We start from the raw sequence: 16,983 nt of genomic DNA on the forward strand, positions 1-16,983 counted from the left end.
AAGGGTAAGTTCGAGCGCACCAAGCCCCACGTAAACGTCGGCACGATCGGCCACGTGGACCACGGCAAGACCACGCTGACGGCAGCGCTGACCAAGGTGGGCGCGGAGCGTTTCGGCGGCGAATTCAAGGCTTATGACGCGATCGACGCGGCGCCGGAAGAGAAGGCGCGCGGCATCACGATCTCGACGGCGCACGTCGAGTACGAAAGCCCGAACCGCCACTACGCGCACGTGGACTGCCCGGGCCACGCCGACTACGTGAAGAACATGATCACCGGTGCCGCCCAGATGGACGGCGCGATCCTGGTTTGCTCGGCCGCTGACGGCCCGATGCCGCAGACGCGCGAACACATCCTGCTGTCGCGCCAGGTCGGCGTGCCGTACATCGTCGTGTACCTGAACAAGGCCGACATGGTGGACGACGCCGAGCTGCTGGAGCTGGTGGAGATGGAAGTGCGCGAGCTTCTGTCGAAGTACGAGTTCCCGGGCGACGACACCCCGATCATCAAGGGTTCGGCGCGCCTGGCGCTGGAAGGCGACCAGTCGGAAATCGGCGTGCCGTCGATCATCAAGCTGGTGGAAGCCCTCGACACGTTCATTCCGGAGCCGGAGCGCGCGATCGACAAGCCGTTCCTGATGCCGGTGGAAGACGTGTTCTCGATCTCGGGCCGCGGCACCGTGGTGACCGGTCGTATCGAGCGCGGCATCATCAAGGTGGGCGACGAAATCGAAATCGTCGGTATCCGTCCGACCCAGAAGACCACGGTCACGGGCGTGGAAATGTTCCGCAAGCTGCTGGACCAGGGCCAGGCGGGCGACAACGCCGGCCTGCTGCTGCGCGGCACCAAGCGTGACGACGTCGAGCGCGGCCAGGTGCTGGCCAAGCCGGGTTCGATCACCCCGCACACCGAGTTCGAGGGCGAGGTGTACGTGCTGTCGAAGGACGAGGGCGGCCGCCACACCCCGTTCTTCAAGGGCTACCGTCCGCAGTTCTACTTCCGCACCACCGACATCACCGGTGCGGTGGAACTGCCGGAAGGCGTCGAGATGGTGATGCCGGGCGACAACATCAAGATGAAGGTCACCCTGATCAACCCGGTGGCGATGGACGAAGGCCTGCGCTTCGCGATCCGCGAAGGCGGCCGTACGGTCGGCGCCGGCGTGGTGTCGAAGATCCTGAAGTAAGCAGTTGTTCCGGTCTGAACCGGCCGGAATGACTCCCGTCGTGACCGGCCTGGCGGCCGGTCAACGGTGGGGAGGGTGATGGGCTTGCAAAGGCCCCTCATTACCCTCTAGAATGCAAGACCCTCGCGGCCTCCCTTCAATCGGGGGCTGCGAACCAGCGAAATGAGGTGCAGGAAGCACTTCGTTTTCGCCAGACAGGGAAATGTCGCGCGGCAGCGCTCCGTCCGTTCCGAAAGATAGTTCGGGACACATATGACGGGGCCGTTTGCGCGTTCATGACTTCCAGTCTGGGCGGATCGGGCAACCGGTCTGCCTTTGTTTTTGAAGGTTTCCGGGGTTTAGTGCGGTCCCGGGAAAGTGTGAGCACCAAAGTCCAGGGGTTCGGCACCTACGTTGTCGAACCTGTCGCTCTTTAACGAAGGAGTTTCCGCCATGGCGGACCAAAAGATCCGGATTCGGCTGAAGGCGTACGATCATCGTCTGATCGATCGCTCGGCCAGCGAGATCGTTGAGACGGCTAAGCGCACCGGTGCCCAGGTCAAGGGCCCGATTCCGCTGCCGACCAAGATCGAGCGTTACACCATTCTTACCTCGCCGCACGTCGATAAGGACGCGCGCGACCAGTACGAAACCCGCACGCACAAGCGCGTGCTCGACATCGTCGACCCGAACGACAAGACCGTGGACGCGCTGATGAAGCTCGAGCTCGCGGCTGGCGTCGACGTGCAGATCAAGCTGACCTGAGGACGACCAAGATGAGCGCGAAGAAGTATTCGCTCGGCATCGTCGGTCGCAAGGCCGGCATGAGCCGTTTCTTCACCGCCGACGGCAAGTCGGTTCCGGTGACCCTGATCGAAGCCACCCCCAACCGCATCACCCAGATCAAGACGGTCGAAACCGACGGCTACAGCGCCGTGCAGGTGACCGCTGGCGTGAAGCGCGCCTCGCTGCTGAGCAAGCCGGAAACCGGTCACCTGGCCAAGGCCAAGGTCGACGCGGGTCGCGGCCTGTGGGAGCTGCGCGTCGAAGCCGACCAGATCGGTGGCTTCGAAGTCGGTGGCGAGATCAAGGCTGACATTTTCGAAGCCGGCCAGATCGTCGACGTCCAGGGCGTCACGAAGGGCAAGGGCTTCCAGGGCACGATCAAGCGCTGGAACTTCACCATGGGTGACGCCACCCACGGTAACTCGCTGTCGCACCGCTCGCCGGGCTCCATCGGCCAGCGCCAGACGCCGGGTCGCGTGTTCCCGGGCAAGAAGATGTCCGGCCACATGGGTGACGTGCAGCAGACGACGCAGGGCCTGGAAGTGGTCAAGGTCGACGCCGAGCGCGGCCTGATCGCGATCAAGGGCGCGGTTCCGGGTGCTCCGGGCGGCGACGTGATCGTGCGTCCGTCGAGCAAGGGAGTCTGATGATGGAACTCGCAATCACCAATAGCAGCAAGACGCTGTCGGTTTCCGACGCCATCTTCGGCCGCGAATTCAGCGAAGACCTGGTCCACCAGGTGGTCGTTGCCTACCGCAACGCCGGTCGCGCCGGCACCAAGGCGCAAAAGACCCGTGCGGAAGTCAACGGCACGACCAAGAAGTCGAAGAAGCAGAAGGGCGGCGGTGCGCGTCACGGCGCGCTGACGGCTCCGATCTTCGTCGGCGGCGGCGTGACCTTCGCGGCCAAGCCGCGCAGCTTCGCGCAGAAGGTCAACCGCAAGATGTACCGTGCCGCGATTGCCGCGATCCTGTCCGAGTTGAACCGCCAGGGCCGCATCATGGTCGTCGAGTCGTTCGACATCGAAGCGCCGAAGACCAAGGACCTGATCGCCAAGCTCAAGGGCCTGGAAGTCGGCAAGCGTCCGCTGATCGTTACCGAAGACGCCACCGAGAACCTGTACCTCTCGGCGCGCAACCTGCCGTACGTCGAAGTGCGTGACGTCCAGGGCCTGGATCCGGTTGCCCTCGTCGGCGCCGACTCGGTCGTGGTCACCGCCGACGCGGTCAAGAAGATCGAGGAGTGGCTGGCATGAACGACGCCAAGCTCTACAGCATCATCCGCGCACCGCGCGTGTCCGAAAAGACCGCGCGTCTGCAGGAAGTTTCCAACCAATACGTCTTCGAAGTCGCGAACGAAGCAACCAAGGCCGACATCAAGGTCGCCGTGGAAAAGCTGTTCGCCGTCAAGGTCGAAGCGGTCAACGTCGTGAACGTGAAGGGCAAGAACAAGTCCTTCAAGTTCCGTTCGGGCCGCCGCGGCGATTGGCGCAAGGCGTACGTGACGCTGGCCGAAGGCCAGTCGATCGACGTGATGGCCACGGCCTGAGGATAGATCCATGGCATTGATGACTTTCAAGCCCACCTCTGCCGGTCGCCGTAGCGCGGTCCGCGTGGTGACGCCGGGCCTGCACAAGGGTGCGCCGCACGCCGCCCTCGTCGAGAAGCAGGGCAAGACCGGTGGCCGTAACCACCACGGCCGCATCACCACCCGCCACATCGGCGGTGGCCACAAGCAGCATTACCGCATCATCGACTTCAAGCGCGACAAGGTCGGCATCCCCGCCCGCGTCGAACGCATCGAGTACGATCCGAACCGCACCGCGCACATCGCGCTGCTGTGCTACGTCGACGGCGAGCGTCGCTACATCATCGCGCCCAAGGGCCTGAAGGATGGCGATCAGGTGATCTCGGGCCGCGAAGCCCCGATCCGCGTCGGCAACACGCTGCCGCTGAGCAACATCCCGGTTGGTACCACGGTGTGCTGCGTCGAGATGAAGCCGGGCAAGGGCGCCCAGCTGGCCCGCGCGGCCGGCGCCAGCGTCTACCTGGTCGCTCGCGAGCAGGGTTACGCCACGCTGCGCCTCCGCTCCGGCGAGATGCGCAAGGTGCCGGTCGATTGCGCCGCCACCATCGGCGAAGTCGGCAACGACGAACACAACCTCGAGAAGCTCGGCAAGGCCGGCGCCAAGCGCTGGCGCGGCATCAAGCCGACCGTCCGCGGTGCGGCCATGAACCCGGTCGACCACCCGCACGGTGGTGGTGAAGCCAAGGCGGGCCAGGGTAATCCGCATCCGGTCACCCCGTGGGGTGTTCCGACCAAGGGTTACAAGACCCGCAAGAACAAGCGCACCACGCAGTTCATCGTGCGCGATCGTAGGAGCTAATCGGCCATGGCACGTTCACTGAAGAAGGGCCCGTTCGTCGACCACCACCTGATTAAGAAGGTGGAGACCGCGGGTAACAACAAGAAGCCGATCAAGACCTGGTCGCGTCGCTCGACGATCCTGCCCGAGATGATCGGTTTCACGATCGCCGTCCATAACGGCAAGAGCCACATCCCGGTGCTGGTCAACGAGAACATGGTTGGCCACAAGCTTGGCGAATTCGCCCTGACCCGTACGTTCAAGGGTCATGGCGGCGACAAGAAGTCGGGCAAGTAAGGAGATGACCATGGAAGCGAAAGCAATCCTGCGCACCGCGCGCATCTCCCCGCAGAAGGCCCGCCTGGTTGCTGACCAGGTGCGTGGCCTGTCGGCCGAGCGCGCCGTCAACCTGCTGAAGTTCTCGGACAAGAAGGCTGCGGCGCTGATCCGCAAGGTCGTGGAATCCGCGATTGCCAACGCCGAAAACAACCAGGGCGCCGACGTCGACGAGCTGCGTGTCAAGACGATCATGGTCGACGAAGGTCCGGCCCTGAAGCGTTTCATGGCGCGGGCCAAGGGCCGCGGTACCCGCATCCTCAAGCGCACCAGCCACATCACTGTGGTTGTTGGCGCGGGCAAGTAAGGCGGAGCATAGATATGGGTCACAAAGTACATCCGACCGGCATCCGCCTGGGCATTTCCAAGGACTGGACGTCGAAGTGGTTCGCCAACAAGAAGCAGTACGCCGGTTTCCTGGCGGCTGACCTCAAGGTCCGCGAGATGCTGCGCAAGAAGCTTGCACAGGCCGGCATCTCCAAGATCCTGATCGAGCGTCCGGCCAACAATGCCCGCGTCACGATCCACACCGCCCGTCCGGGCGTGGTGATCGGAAAGCGCGGCGAGGACATCGAGAAGCTGCGTAAGGAAGTCAGCGACGTGATGGGCGTTCCGGCGCACATCAACGTCACCGAAGTCCGCAAGCCCGAACTGGACGCACAGCTGGTCGCCGAGTCGATCGCGCAGCAGCTGGAGCGTCGCATCATGTTCCGTCGCGCGATGAAGCGTGCGGTGGGCAACGCGATGCGCTTGGGCGCGCTGGGCATCAAGGTGAACGTCGCCGGCCGTCTCAACGGCGCCGAAATCGCGCGTTCGGAGTGGTACCGCGAAGGTCGCGTGCCGCTGCACACGCTGCGTGCCGATATCGACTATGGCTTCGCCGAAGCCAAGACGACCTACGGCATCATCGGCATCAAGGTATGGGTCTACAAGGGCGAAATCTTCGACTTCTCCCAGGTTGGCCAGGAAAAGCAGGACGATTCCGCGGCTCCGCGCACTGAGCGTGGCGACCGTCCGGACCGTGGCGACCGCAAGGATCGCAACGACCGTCCCGGCCGTCCGAGCCGTCCGGCCCGCGAAACGAGGTAATTGACCATGTTGCAACCCAAGCGAACCAAGTATCGCAAGATGCACAAGGGCCGTAACGATGGCCTGAGCTGGAATGCGAATGCCGTCAGCTTCGGCGAATACGGCCTCAAGTCGACCGCGACCGGTCAGCTGACGGCCCGCCAGATCGAGGCTGCGCGCCGTTCCATCAGCCGTTACGTCAAGCGTGGCGGCAAGATGTGGATCCGCGTGTTCCCCGACAAGCCGATCACCAAGAAGCCGATCGAAGTCCGAATGGGCTCCGGTAAGGGCAACGTGGAGTACTGGGTCGCCCAGATCCAGCCCGGCCGCATGATCTATGAGATCGAAGGTGTTGACGAAGCCACGGCGCGCGAAGCGTTCCGTCTGGCTGCCGCCAAGCTTTCGGTGACCACCACTTTCGTGACCCGTACGGTGCGCTAATGGAACTGAAAGACCTCCGCGCGAAGTCGGCTGATGAGCTGAAGGCCCACCTGGCCGAACTGCAGAAGGAGACGTTCGCGCTCCGCATGCAGAAGGCCACCGGCCAGCTCGCCAAGACCCACGAAGCCCGCCGCGTGCGCCGCGAGATTGCTCGCGTCAACACGCTGCTCGGGCAGAAGAAGTAAGGACCCGCAACCATGACCGACAACAAAACAGAGAAGGCGCTGCGCACGGTTGAAGGCCGGGTCGTAAGCAACAAGATGGACAAGACGGTTACGGTGCTCGTCGAGCGCCAGGTCAAGCACGCGCTGTACGGCAAGTACATCCGTCGCTCGACCAAGCTGCACGCCCATGACGCCGACAATTCGTGCAACGAGGGCGACATCGTCCGCGTGGCCGAATGCGCGCCGATGTCCAAGACCAAGAACTGGCGCGTGGTGACGATCGTCACCCGTGCGGCCGAATAAGAGGAGGGCTGACTCATGATCCAGATGCAGAGCTACCTCGACGTGGCTGACAACTCGGGTGCCAAGGAAGTGATGTGCATCAAGGTGCTGGGCGGCTCCAAGCGCCGTTACGCCGGCATCGGCGACATCATCAAGGTCACCGTCAAGGACGCGATCCCGCGCGGCAAGGTCAAGAAGGGCGACGTCTACGACGCCGTCGTCGTGCGCACCCGCAAGGGCGTGCGTCGTCCGGACGGCTCGCTGATCCGTTTCGACGGCAACGCGGCCGTGCTCCTGAACAACAAGCAGGAACCGATCGGTACCCGCATCTTCGGGCCTGTGACCCGTGAGCTGCGTACCGAGAAGTTCATGAAGATCGTCTCGCTGGCACCTGAAGTGCTCTGAGCGGAGGAATTGAGATGAATCGTATCCGCAAGGGCGACCAGGTAGTCGTCATCGCCGGCAAGGACAAGGGCAAGAAGGGTGACGTGATCCGCGTGGCCGGCGACAAGGTCGTCGTGTCCAACATCAACGTCATCAAGCGCCACACCAAGCCGAACCCGCAGGCCGGCCAGCCTGGCGGCGTGATCGAGCGCGAGGCGCCGATCCATATTTCCAACGTGATGCTGTTCAACCCGGCTTCGGGCAAGGGTGAGCGCGTTGCTTTCAAGGTGCTGGAGGATGGACGCAAATTGCGTGTGTTCCGCTCCAGCGGTGAGGCGGTCTGACCGCCCGAGGAATGCAGAAATGACCACCCGTCTCGAAAAGTTCTACAAGGACGAAGTCGTCCCGGCCCTGACCAAGAAGTTCGGTTACACGAACCCGATGGAAGTGCCGCGTTTGACCAAGATCACGATCAACATGGGCGTGGGCGAAGCCGCCACGAACAAGAAGATCCTGGAAAACGCCGTTGCCGACCTGACCAAGATCGCGGGCCAGAAGCCGATCGTTACGAAGAGCCGCGTGTCGGTGGCTTCGTTCAAGATCCGTGATGGCTGGCCGATCGGCTGCAAGGTCACGCTGCGCCGTGCGCACATGTACGAGTTCCTCGACCGCCTGGTCAACGTCTCGCTGCCGCGCGTTCGCGACTTCCGTGGCGTTTCGGGCCGCTCGTTCGATGGTCGCGGCAACTACAACATGGGCGTGAAGGAACAGATCATCTTCCCGGAAATCGACTTCGACGCCGTCGACGCCGTCCGCGGCATGGATATCGCCATCACGACCACCGCCAAGACCGACGCCGAAGCCAAGGCGCTGCTCGAAGCGTTCCGCTTCCCGTTCCGTAACTGATTTCACGAGAGATATCATGGCCAAGACCTCGATGATCAACCGCGAAATCAAGCGGAAGAAGCTCAACAAGCAGCATGGCGCGAAGCGCGAAGCGCTGAAGAAGATCATTTCCAGCACGACCGCGTCGTACGAAGAAAAGATCGAAGCGGCGACCAAGCTGCAAAAGCTGCCGCGCGACTCCTCCGAGAGCCGCCAGCGCAACCGTTGCGAACTGTCGGGCCGCTCGCGCGGCGTCTACCGCAAGTTCGGCCTCGGTCGCAACATGCTGCGCAAGGCGACCATGAACGGCGACGTTCCCGGTCTGCGCAAGGCTTCCTGGTAAGCAGCTAGGCACTCAAGCCGGGAAGTCTGCTAGACTTGCCGGCTGCTCCAAACGCCCGGCCCGGCTATTCAGCCCGGCTGGGCGTCACAACTGAAGTATTCGCAATCCTGCGGATATCGGTGCACTCATAGGTGACTTTTAATGAGCATGACTGATCCCATCGCCGACATGCTGGTCCGCATCAAGAATGCGGCGGCTGTTCGGAAGCAGACGGTGAAGATGCCGTCGTCCAAGATCAAGACCGCGATCGCCGGCGTCCTGAAGGACGAAGGCTACATCGCCGACTTTCGCGTGACCCAGGATGGCGCCAAGGCGCAGCTTGAGGTCGTGCTGAAGTACTTCGAAGGCAAGCCCGTCATCGAGCGCCTCGAGCGCTACTCGCGTTCCGGCCTGCGCCAGTACCGCGGCAAGGACGCGCTGCCGAAGGTCCTCGGTGGCCTCGGTGTCGCCATCATTTCCACCTCCAAGGGCATCATGACCGATGCGCAGGCGCGCCAGCAGGGCGTCGGCGGTGAAGTCCTGTGCTTCGTGGCCTAACGGGAGTTCACTGATATGTCTCGTGTAGCCAAGAAGCCGGTCGCCCTGCCGAAGGGTGTGGAAGTCAACGTCGCTGCCGACAGCATCAGCGCCAAGGGGCCCAAGGGCACCCTGAGCATTGCCAAGCCGGCCGGCATCGAACTCACGGTCGACGGCGGCAATGCCGTGTTCTCGACCGAAAACGCCGAACTGATCGCTCTCACCGGCACCCTGCGCGCCATCCTCGCCAACATGGTGAAGGGTGTCTCCGAAGGCTTTGAGCGCAAGCTCGAGCTGGTCGGCGTGGGTTATCGCGCCGCCATGCAGGGCAAGGATCTGAACCTGTCACTGGGTTTCTCGCACCCGGTGCTGTTCCAGACGCCGGAAGGCATCACCATCGCTACCCCGACCCAGACCGAAATCCTGGTCTCGGGCGCGGACAAGCAGCGCGTCGGTGAAGTGGCGGCCAAGATCCGCGGTTTCCGTCCGCCGGAGCCGTACAAGGGCAAGGGCGTGAAGTACGCCGGCGAAGTCATCATCCGTAAGGAAGCAAAGAAGGCCTAATCGGCGCTTCGGCTTTCGGAGAACAGAACATGAGCATCAAGAACACCGCCCGCCTGCGTCGCGCCAAGTCGACCCGCGCCCATATCCGCGAACTCGGCGTGCCGCGCCTGACCGTGCTGCGCACGGGCCAGCACCTGTACGCCCAGCTCTTCACCGCTGACGGCTCCAAGGTCCTGGCTGCGGCCTCGACCACCCAGGCCGAAGTCAAGTCGGGCCTCAAGAGCGGCAAGAACATCGAAGCTGCCGCCAAGGTTGGTCGCACCATCGCCGAGAAGGCCAAGGCTGCGGGCGTCGAGAAGGTCGCATTCGACCGCTCGGGCTATCGTTACCACGGCCGGATCAAGGCCTTGGCCGACGCTGCGCGCGAAGGCGGCCTGCAGTTCTGATTTTTCGGGCGGATTTGCGTCCGCCCACCGGTTGAAAGTGCGAGTGACGGCAGCCATCCATGGCGAGACGTCACGGGCCCTCGGGTCGTCCGCTCCGGCCATCCACTGGCCGGGCGTTCACCAAGGAAGCGCGGCAATGCCGCGCCAATCGCGCCTTGAACCACCCTGCCGATGCGGGCTGCATCGGTCGCGGCTCCGGGTTTCCGGCGTCGTGAAGCATCCGCACCAGCCAACAACGATAAGCGGCCACGCCGCAAATCCTTCAACTACCGAGTATTCGAAATGGCAGAAGAACAACGTGCACCGCGGGGCCGCGATCGTGATCGCGGCGGCAGCCGCGAGGAAATGGACGACGGCATGATCGAGAAGCTGATCGCGGTCAACCGCGTCAGCAAGACCGTCAAGGGCGGCCGCCAGTTCACCTTCACCGCGCTGACGGTGGTGGGCGATGGCAACGGCAAGGTCGGTTTCGGTTACGGCAAGGCACGCGAAGTGCCGGTCGCGATCCAGAAGTCGATGGAGTACGCCCGCAAGAGCTTCGTGAATGTCGACCTGAATAACGGCACCCTGTGGCATGCGGTCAAGTCTGGCCACGGCGCGGCACGTGTGTTCATGCAGCCTGCTTCCGAAGGTACCGGCGTCATCGCCGGTGGCGCGATGCGCGCCGTCCTGGAAGCGGTTGGCGTGAAGAACGTGCTGGCCAAGGCAGTCGGCTCGCGCAACCCGATCAACCTGGTTCGCGCCACGCTCAAGGGCCTGTCTGACATGCACTCGCCGGCCAAGATCGCGGCGAAGCGCGGCAAGAAGGTGGAGGATCTGAACCATGGCTAAGAAGGAAGCGGCAGCCGCCGGCACCGTCAAGGTGCGCCTGGTCAAGGGTCTGCGTGGCACCCAGGCGCGTCACCGTCTCTCGGTGAAGGCGCTGGGCCTGAACAAGCTCAACGATGTGCGTGAACTGAAGGACAGCCCGTCCGTGCGCGGCCTGATCAATCAGCTTCACTACCTCGTTCGCGTCGAGGAGTAATCACTATGCGTCTCAACACTCTGCAGCCCGCCGACGGTGCGCGCACCGAACGCAAGCGCGTCGGTCGCGGTATCGGTTCGGGCCTGGGCAAGACCGCGGGCCGCGGCCACAAGGGTTCGTTCGCTCGCTCCGGCAAGGGCAAGATCAAGGCTGGCTTCGAAGGCGGCCAGATGCCGATGCAGCGTCGCCTGCCCAAGATCGGCTTCCGCTCGCTGATCAAGAAGGACACCGCCGAGGTCCTGCTGTACGCGCTGGACAAGCTGGACGCCGGTGACATCGATCTGGCTGCCTTGAAGGCCGCCAAGCTGGTGCCGCCGAATGCCAAGCAGGCCAAGATCGTCAAGAAGGGCGAACTGACCAAGAAGTTCGTGCTCAAGGGCGTGCTGGCTACGGCCGGTGCCAAGGCGGCGATCGAAGCAGCCGGCGGCTCCATCGCCTAAGCAACAACACGCCGCCCGTCGGCACAACGACGGGCGGCGCGTGTTTTTTGCGGTTGCGGTATGTCCGCGGCCGCGCAAGATTCGCAACGCACTGACCAAAATTCGGAGCAGGCACCAAGATGGCGAAAAGCAGCAACGCAATGGCCGGCATCGGCGGCGGACTCGGTAAATTCACCGAGCTGCGTCAGCGCCTGCTGTTCGTCGTGGGCGCCCTGATCGTCTACCGCATCGGCTGCTACATCCCGGTGCCGGGCGTGAATCCGGACGCGATGCTCGAGCTGATGAAGACCCAGCAGGGCACCATCGTGGACATGTTCAACATGTTCTCGGGCGGCGCGCTGCACCGATTCAGCCTGTTCGCACTGAATGTGATGCCGTACATCTCGGCATCGATCATCGTGCAGTTGCTGACCCAGATCGTGCCTAGCCTGAAGGCCATCCAGAAGGAAGGCGAGTCGGGCCGCCGCAAGATCAATCAGTGGTCGCGCATGGGCGCGATCCCGCTGGCCGTGTTCCAGGCCTGGGGCATCGCGACCGCGCTGCAAAGCGGCGGTGCGGCCCAGGGTATTCCGGTCGTGTACAACCCGGGCCCGGGTTTCATCCTGACCGCAGTGATCGCGTTGACCGCCGGCACCATGTTCCTGATGTGGCTGGGCGAGCAGGTAACCGAGCGCGGCATCGGCAATGGCGTCTCGCTGATCATTTTCTCCGGCATCGTCGCCGGCCTGCCGGCAGCCGTGATCGGCATGTTCGAGCAGATCCGCAACGGCGACATGAACGCTATCGCCGCGCTTGTGGTGGTCGCGCTGGTACTAGGCTTCACGTACCTGGTGGTGTTCGTCGAGCGCGGGCAGCGGCGGATCACAGTGAACTATGCGCGCCGCCAAGGCGGCCGCAGCGCGTACATGAACCAGTCGTCGTTCCTGCCGCTGAAGCTCAACATGTCGGGCGTGATCCCGCCGATCTTCGCCTCGAGCATCGTGATGTTCCCGGCGACGGCCGCCGCCTGGTTCAGTCAGGGAAGTTCGGCCACGTGGCTGCAGAAGCTGGCGCAGATGCTCAACTCGGGCCAGCCGTTGCACATGATCCTGTATGCGTCCCTGATCATCGGTTTCGCGTTCTTCTACACCGCGCTGGTGTTCAACTCGCAGGAAACCGCCGACAACCTGAAGAAGTCGGGTGCGCTGATTCCCGGCATCCGTCCGGGCAAGGCGACCGCCGACTATGTTGACGGCGTGCTGACGCGCCTCACGGCGGCGGGCGCGATCTACCTGGTGGTGGTGTGCCTGCTGCCGGAGATCATGCGCACGCAGCTGGGAACTTCGTTCTATTTCGGCGGCACCTCGCTGCTGATCGTGGTGGTGGTGGTGATGGACTTCATTGCGCAGATCCAGGCGCACCTGATGTCGCACCAGTACGAAAGCCTGCTGAAGAAAGCGAACCTCAAGGGTTCGCGTGGCGGCCTCGGCCGCTGAATGAAGACAACGCGGTCCCGGCTTGGCCGGGACTGATTGGCGGATCGGGATCCTCCCGTTCCGCAGCGAATCCCGGGCCATCCTCGGGGTTCAGATGGGCGACTCGGGCGGCGTCTCGCGCACGAGTGGTTCCGGGCCTTTCGCGCGCCAGAGTAGCGCGCGGGGCCGGGCAGGGCGGTTGCTCCCATTTGGGCGCTCCGGCCGGTCTGGCCAGTCCGGAACCGTCGCCGGAGCATGGGCACACTCCCCATGCCGGGTATTGGGACCTTGGTCCCGGTGCTTCCAAGTAACCCGAGACCCTGTTAACATCTCTTGTTCACTCCGCCGGGTTCGTAGCCCGGCTGCCAAACCAGTTGGAGAATCGCGTCATGGCGCGTATTGCTGGCGTCAACCTGCCTGCCCAGAAGCACGTCTGGGTCGGGCTGCAAAGCATCTACGGCATCGGCCGTACCCGTTCCAAGCAGGTCTGCGACGCCGCTGGCGTCACCCAGACCACCAAGATCCGTGACCTGTCGGAACCGGACGTCGAGCGCCTGCGCGCCGAGATCGCGAAGTTCGTGGTCGAGGGCGACCTGCGCCGTGAGATCGGCATGTCGATCAAGCGTCTGATGGACCTGGGCTGCTACCGCGGCCTGCGTCACCGTCGCGGCCTGCCGCTGCGTGGTCAGCGCACCCGTACCAATGCACGTACCCGCAAGGGTCCGCGCAAGGCCATCAAGAAGTAAGGGGTAGACAACCATGGCCAAGCCGGCTGCTGCTGCCAAGACCAAGAAGAAGATCAAGCGAGTCGTCACCGACGGCATCGCCCACGTCCACGCTTCTTTCAACAACACCATCATCACGATCACCGACCGCCAGGGCAACGCGCTCTCGTGGGCGACTTCGGGCGGCGCGGGTTTCCGTGGTTCGCGCAAGTCGACCCCGTTTGCCGCGCAGGTTGCCGCGGAAAAGGCCGGCCGTGCTGCGCTCGACTACGGCGTCAAGTCGCTGGAAGTGCGCATCAAGGGCCCGGGCCCGGGTCGCGAGTCCGCCGTTCGTTCCTTGAACAACGTCGGCTACAAGATCGTCAACATCATCGACGTCACGCCGATTCCGCACAACGGCTGCCGTCCGCCCAAAAAGCGTCGCGTCTGAGGAGCTGAAGACACATGGCTCGTTATATTGGTCCCAAGTGCAAGCTCTCCCGTCGTGAAGGCGCCGACCTCTCGCTGAAGTCGCCCGTCCGTGCTCTCGACTCGAAGTGCAAGCTCGAACAGAAGCCCGGCCAGCATGGCCCGACCGCCCGCAAGGGCAAGCTGTCGGACTACGCCACGCAGCTTCGCGAGAAGCAGAAGGTCAAGCGCATCTACGGTCTGCTGGAGCGTCAGTTCCGCAACTACTACAAGAAGGCCTCGAACAAGAAGGGCAACACGGGTGAGAACCTGCTGCAGCTCCTCGAGACCCGCCTCGACAACGTCATCTACCGCATGGGCTTCGCCGTCACCCGCCCGGCCGCTCGCCAGCTGGTCTCGCACCGCGGCGTCACGGTCAACGGCAAGTCGGTCAACCTGCCTTCGTACCAGGTGAAGGCCGGCGATGCGATCGCGCTGTCGGAACGCGCCCAGAAGCAGCTGCGCGTGCAGGAATCGCTGGGCGTCGCCGCCCAGATGGACCTGTCGCCGTCGTGGGTCGAAGTGGATGCCAAGAAGTTCGCTGGTGTTTTCAAGGCCGTGCCGGATCGTTCCGACCTGCCGAGTGACATCAACGAAGCGCTGATCGTCGAGTTGTACTCGAAGTAAGGACGAGCGCGGCCTGAAGGGCCGCCTTCGCCAAAACCCCAGGCTGGTGTGCCTCGCGCGCACCGGCCTCTCCCTCGAACAGAGGGAGCTCCAAAAGCCTCAGCCGACGTCGTTACCCCACAACGCACGAAGGCACTGCAGGAGAACGCAACAACATGACGGTTACCGCCAACCAGGTACTGCGCCCCCGCGGTCCCCAGATCGAACGCATCTCCGGCCATCGCGCCAAGGTCGTGATCGAGCCGCTGGAGCGCGGCTACGGCCACACCCTCGGCAACGCGCTGCGCCGCGTGCTGCTGTCCTCGATCCCGGGCTTCGCGATCACCGAAGTCGACATCGACGGCGTGCTCCACGAGTACACCACGGTCGAAGGCCTCGAAGAGGACGTGCTCGAAGTCCTTCTGAACCTCAAGGACGTCGCCATCCGCATGCATACCGGTGACAGCTCCATGCTGTCGCTGAGCAAGCAGGGTCCGGGCATCGTCACTGCGGCCGACATCAAGACCGACCACAACGTCGAGATCCTGAATCCCGAACACGTGATCGCGCACCTGACCAAGGACACCGCGCTGAACATGCGTTTGAAGATCGAGCGCGGCTTCGGCTACCAGCCGGCTGCCGCCCGTCGTCGTCCGGACGAAGAGACCCGCGCTATCGGCCGGTTGATGCTGGATGCCTCGTTCTCGCCGGTCCGCCGCGTCGCCTACGCCGTGGAAGCCGCGCGCGTCGAGCAGCGCACCGACCTCGACAAGCTGGTTCTGGACATCGAAACCAACGGCACGATCGATGCCGAGGAAGCCGTGCGCACCGCCGCCGACATCCTCAGCGACCAGTTGTCGGTATTCGGCGACTTCACCCACCGCGATCGTGGCGCTGCCAAGCCGCAGACCGGCGGCGTGGATCCGATCCTGCTGCGTCCGATCGACGATCTCGAGCTGACCGTGCGTTCGGCCAACTGCCTCAAGGCCGAGAGCATCTACTACGTCGGCGACCTGATCCAGAAGACCGAAGTCGAGCTGCTCAAGACGCCGAACCTCGGCAAGAAGTCGCTCACCGAGATCAAGGAAGTGCTGGCACAGCGCGGTCTTTCGCTCGGCATGAAGCTTGAAAATTGGCCGCCGGCTGGCATCGCCTCGCACGGCATGATGGGGTGAGCCCAAGCCGCCTGCGCGGCACAGCCGCGCGCCTGGGCGAGCGCCCGGCGCGCTGCGCGGAGCAGGGGAAGTAGTAGTGGAACTCACGGTCAGGTGAGTTCCGGCAACGAATTCGATCCTCACTTCGGTGAGGGTCGAAGCAACACAAGCCGACGGGCCTCAAGGCCTGCGGCACGCCGGCCAGGGAAACGGCCGGTCCGGACCAACCGCAGTCCAAGTTGCAACGCCAGGATGGCGACAGCGAAATCCAACAGTTTCAACATTCATCAGGAATCCAAGTCATGCGCCACCAGAAGTCAGGTCGTGCCCTCAGCCGCACCACCGCCCATCGCGAAGCGATGTTCAGCAACATGGCCGCCTCGCTGATCAAGCACGGCCTCATCCGCACCACCCTGCCCAAGGCCAAGGAGCTGCGTCGCGTTGCCGAGCCGCTCATCACCCTGGCCAAGAAGGATGGCGTCGCCAACCGTCGTCTTGCTTTCTCGCGCCTGCGCGACAAGGAAGCGGTGGGTACGCTGTTCACCACCCTCGGCCCGCGTTATGCGACCCGCCCGGGCGGCTACCTGCGCATCCTCAAGTGCGGTTTCCGCGCTGGCGACAACGCGCCGATGGCCTACGTCGAACTGGTCGATCGTCCGGAAGCGCAGTAAGCGCTCGGCGCCGCTTCCTGCGGCGTGCTTCGCAAGAATCTCAAAGGCTCCGGCTCGCGCCGGGGCCTTTGGCGTTTATGCGGCCGCGCGCTCGGCCGTTCAGGCGGCTCTCGACACCGCTCGTTCCTTGGGGAGGAACCGCTGGCGCGATGCGCTGTCTTTGCAGGCTTCCGGCCAGCCGTTAAGGTAATCGACATGACCAATCCCTTCCGCGCGTCTTTCCGTATCCAGTTCCTGCTCGGCTTCCTCGCCTGCGCTGCGTTGCTCGGCTATGCCTTCCACACGCAGTTTCGCGAGGTGAATCCACTGGAGCCGTGTCCGCTGTGCATCTTCCAGCGCATCGCGTTCTTTGCGCTGGGCGTGGTGTTCCTGTTGGGTGCACTACATGGTCCGGCGAAGGCGGCGTGGCGCCGTGTCTACGGCGTGCTGGCGCTGCTCGCGGCCGGCGTCGGCATCCTGGTAGCGGGCCGTCACGTCTGGATCACGCACCTGCCGGCCGACCAGGTGCCCAGTTGTGGCGCACCGTTCGAGTTCATGCGGCAGACGATGGCACCCTTGAAGCTCGTCCAGAAGGTGATGACCGGTTCGGGTGAGTGCGCCAAGGTCGACTGGACCTTCCTCGGGCTGTCGATGCCTGCGTGGAGCCTGTTGTGGCTCGTCGCGCTCGCACTGTGGGCGGGATACGCGGCGTTCCGTCGCCGCTGAGAGCGATGCGGGCGTATTCCAAACGGCCATCAGCGGTTGCCCCTGTAACCGTTGCAGGGCCTGCAGTTCGAGC

At 63.8% G+C, this 16,983-nt stretch carries 29 protein-coding genes; all 29 read left to right on the forward strand.

What is annotated here, in order from left to right:
• The coding region (gene tuf / locus BP05_RS15405) for an elongation factor Tu (protein ID WP_496365048.1) at positions 1–1,185 on the forward strand (1,185 nt) is incomplete at its 5' end.
• 432 nt (positions 1,186–1,617) lie between these two features.
• The gene (rpsJ, locus tag BP05_RS15410) at positions 1,618–1,929 is read left to right on the forward strand and encodes a 30S ribosomal protein S10 (RefSeq protein WP_460735881.1); all 312 of its coding nucleotides are present in this window, start codon (positions 1,618–1,620) and stop codon (positions 1,927–1,929) included.
• An 11-nt stretch (positions 1,930–1,940) separates the two neighbouring features.
• The gene (gene rplC / locus BP05_RS15415) at positions 1,941–2,597 is read left to right on the forward strand and encodes a 50S ribosomal protein L3 (protein ID WP_496365050.1); all 657 of its coding nucleotides are present in this window, start codon (positions 1,941–1,943) and stop codon (positions 2,595–2,597) included.
• Between the two features lie 2 nt (positions 2,598–2,599).
• Positions 2,600–3,205 (forward strand): 50S ribosomal protein L4, encoded by a 606-nt coding sequence (rplD, locus tag BP05_RS15420; RefSeq protein WP_496365052.1) that lies wholly within the window; start codon positions 2,600–2,602, stop codon positions 3,203–3,205.
• A complete protein-coding gene (gene rplW / locus BP05_RS15425) occupies positions 3,202–3,498 on the forward strand; it encodes a 50S ribosomal protein L23 (RefSeq protein ID WP_460735875.1) in 297 nt (98 codons plus the stop codon). The genes rplD and rplW overlap by 4 nt, the downstream gene beginning before the upstream one ends.
• A 10-nt stretch (positions 3,499–3,508) precedes the next feature.
• A complete protein-coding gene (gene rplB, locus BP05_RS15430) occupies positions 3,509–4,336 on the forward strand; it encodes a 50S ribosomal protein L2 (RefSeq protein ID WP_386754268.1) in 828 nt (275 codons plus the stop codon).
• 6 nt (positions 4,337–4,342) lie between these two features.
• The gene (gene rpsS, locus BP05_RS15435; RefSeq protein WP_496365055.1) at positions 4,343–4,612 is read left to right on the forward strand and encodes a 30S ribosomal protein S19; all 270 of its coding nucleotides are present in this window, start codon (positions 4,343–4,345) and stop codon (positions 4,610–4,612) included.
• 10 nt (positions 4,613–4,622) lie between these two features.
• On the forward strand, positions 4,623–4,958 hold the full coding sequence (gene rplV, locus BP05_RS15440) for a 50S ribosomal protein L22 (protein ID WP_187711365.1): 336 nt from the start codon (positions 4,623–4,625) through the stop codon (positions 4,956–4,958).
• A 14-nt stretch (positions 4,959–4,972) separates the two neighbouring features.
• Positions 4,973–5,740 carry a 30S ribosomal protein S3 gene (gene rpsC, locus BP05_RS15445; RefSeq protein ID WP_496365057.1) on the forward strand — a complete coding sequence of 256 codons (768 nt, stop codon included), beginning with the start codon at positions 4,973–4,975 and terminating at the stop codon, positions 5,738–5,740.
• Positions 5,741–5,746: 6 nt separating this feature from the next.
• Complete coding sequence (gene rplP / locus BP05_RS15450; protein WP_200610771.1) at positions 5,747–6,160, forward strand: 50S ribosomal protein L16; 414 nt, start codon at positions 5,747–5,749, stop codon at positions 6,158–6,160.
• The gene (gene rpmC, locus BP05_RS15455; RefSeq protein WP_496365060.1) at positions 6,160–6,345 is read left to right on the forward strand and encodes a 50S ribosomal protein L29; all 186 of its coding nucleotides are present in this window, start codon (positions 6,160–6,162) and stop codon (positions 6,343–6,345) included. The genes rplP and rpmC overlap by 1 nt, the downstream gene beginning before the upstream one ends.
• 12 nt (positions 6,346–6,357) lie before the next feature.
• Positions 6,358–6,627, forward strand: coding sequence for a 30S ribosomal protein S17 (rpsQ, locus tag BP05_RS15460; protein ID WP_056136006.1), 270 nt, complete (start codon positions 6,358–6,360; stop codon positions 6,625–6,627).
• 15 nt (positions 6,628–6,642) lie between these two features.
• Entirely contained in the window at positions 6,643–7,011 is a 369-nt protein-coding gene (gene rplN, locus BP05_RS15465; RefSeq protein WP_056136003.1) for a 50S ribosomal protein L14, read from the forward strand.
• A 14-nt stretch (positions 7,012–7,025) separates the two neighbouring features.
• Entirely contained in the window at positions 7,026–7,334 is a 309-nt protein-coding gene (rplX, locus tag BP05_RS15470) for a 50S ribosomal protein L24 (RefSeq protein WP_496365063.1), read from the forward strand.
• 19 nt (positions 7,335–7,353) lie between these two features.
• Positions 7,354–7,896 (forward strand): 50S ribosomal protein L5, encoded by a 543-nt coding sequence (gene rplE / locus BP05_RS15475; RefSeq protein WP_496365065.1) that lies wholly within the window; start codon positions 7,354–7,356, stop codon positions 7,894–7,896.
• Between the two features lie 16 nt (positions 7,897–7,912).
• Positions 7,913–8,218, forward strand: coding sequence for a 30S ribosomal protein S14 (gene rpsN, locus BP05_RS15480; RefSeq protein ID WP_386750778.1), 306 nt, complete (start codon positions 7,913–7,915; stop codon positions 8,216–8,218).
• Positions 8,219–8,359: 141 nt separating this feature from the next.
• On the forward strand, positions 8,360–8,755 hold the full coding sequence (gene rpsH / locus BP05_RS15485) for a 30S ribosomal protein S8 (protein WP_496365068.1): 396 nt from the start codon (positions 8,360–8,362) through the stop codon (positions 8,753–8,755).
• Positions 8,756–8,770: 15 nt separating this feature from the next.
• Entirely contained in the window at positions 8,771–9,298 is a 528-nt protein-coding gene (gene rplF, locus BP05_RS15490; protein ID WP_496365070.1) for a 50S ribosomal protein L6, read from the forward strand.
• A 29-nt stretch (positions 9,299–9,327) separates the two neighbouring features.
• Positions 9,328–9,684: a 50S ribosomal protein L18 gene (rplR, locus tag BP05_RS15495; RefSeq protein ID WP_496365072.1), complete on the forward strand. Its 357-nt coding sequence runs from the start codon at positions 9,328–9,330 to the stop codon at positions 9,682–9,684.
• A 282-nt stretch (positions 9,685–9,966) separates the two neighbouring features.
• Positions 9,967–10,515 carry a 30S ribosomal protein S5 gene (gene rpsE / locus BP05_RS15500; protein ID WP_496365074.1) on the forward strand — a complete coding sequence of 183 codons (549 nt, stop codon included), beginning with the start codon at positions 9,967–9,969 and terminating at the stop codon, positions 10,513–10,515.
• Complete coding sequence (gene rpmD / locus BP05_RS15505; protein WP_460708584.1) at positions 10,508–10,708, forward strand: 50S ribosomal protein L30; 201 nt, start codon at positions 10,508–10,510, stop codon at positions 10,706–10,708. The genes rpsE and rpmD overlap by 8 nt, the downstream gene beginning before the upstream one ends.
• Positions 10,708–11,148 (forward strand): 50S ribosomal protein L15, encoded by a 441-nt coding sequence (gene rplO / locus BP05_RS15510; protein ID WP_496365112.1) that lies wholly within the window; start codon positions 10,708–10,710, stop codon positions 11,146–11,148. The genes rpmD and rplO overlap by 1 nt, the downstream gene beginning before the upstream one ends.
• Before the next feature lie 119 nt (positions 11,149–11,267).
• Positions 11,268–12,623, forward strand: a complete 1,356-nt coding sequence (gene secY, locus BP05_RS15515; RefSeq protein WP_496365077.1) for a preprotein translocase subunit SecY — start codon at positions 11,268–11,270, stop codon at positions 12,621–12,623.
• Positions 12,624–12,991: 368 nt separating this feature from the next.
• The gene (gene rpsM / locus BP05_RS15520) at positions 12,992–13,348 is read left to right on the forward strand and encodes a 30S ribosomal protein S13 (protein WP_496365079.1); all 357 of its coding nucleotides are present in this window, start codon (positions 12,992–12,994) and stop codon (positions 13,346–13,348) included.
• 13 nt (positions 13,349–13,361) lie between these two features.
• Positions 13,362–13,757 carry a 30S ribosomal protein S11 gene (rpsK, locus tag BP05_RS15525; RefSeq protein WP_056135964.1) on the forward strand — a complete coding sequence of 132 codons (396 nt, stop codon included), beginning with the start codon at positions 13,362–13,364 and terminating at the stop codon, positions 13,755–13,757.
• A 14-nt stretch (positions 13,758–13,771) separates the two neighbouring features.
• Entirely contained in the window at positions 13,772–14,401 is a 630-nt protein-coding gene (gene rpsD / locus BP05_RS15530; RefSeq protein ID WP_310053760.1) for a 30S ribosomal protein S4, read from the forward strand.
• A gap of 155 nt (positions 14,402–14,556) precedes the next feature.
• The gene (locus BP05_RS15535) at positions 14,557–15,555 is read left to right on the forward strand and encodes a DNA-directed RNA polymerase subunit alpha (protein ID WP_187711381.1); all 999 of its coding nucleotides are present in this window, start codon (positions 14,557–14,559) and stop codon (positions 15,553–15,555) included.
• A gap of 281 nt (positions 15,556–15,836) precedes the next feature.
• Positions 15,837–16,205 carry a 50S ribosomal protein L17 gene (gene rplQ, locus BP05_RS15540; protein WP_496365082.1) on the forward strand — a complete coding sequence of 123 codons (369 nt, stop codon included), beginning with the start codon at positions 15,837–15,839 and terminating at the stop codon, positions 16,203–16,205.
• A 195-nt stretch (positions 16,206–16,400) separates the two neighbouring features.
• Complete coding sequence (locus BP05_RS15545) at positions 16,401–16,910, forward strand: disulfide bond formation protein B (RefSeq protein ID WP_496365084.1); 510 nt, start codon at positions 16,401–16,403, stop codon at positions 16,908–16,910.
• Positions 16,911–16,983 lie beyond the last annotated feature (73 nt).

It is taken from the genome of Lysobacter oryzae DSM 21044 (assembly GCF_059568595.1).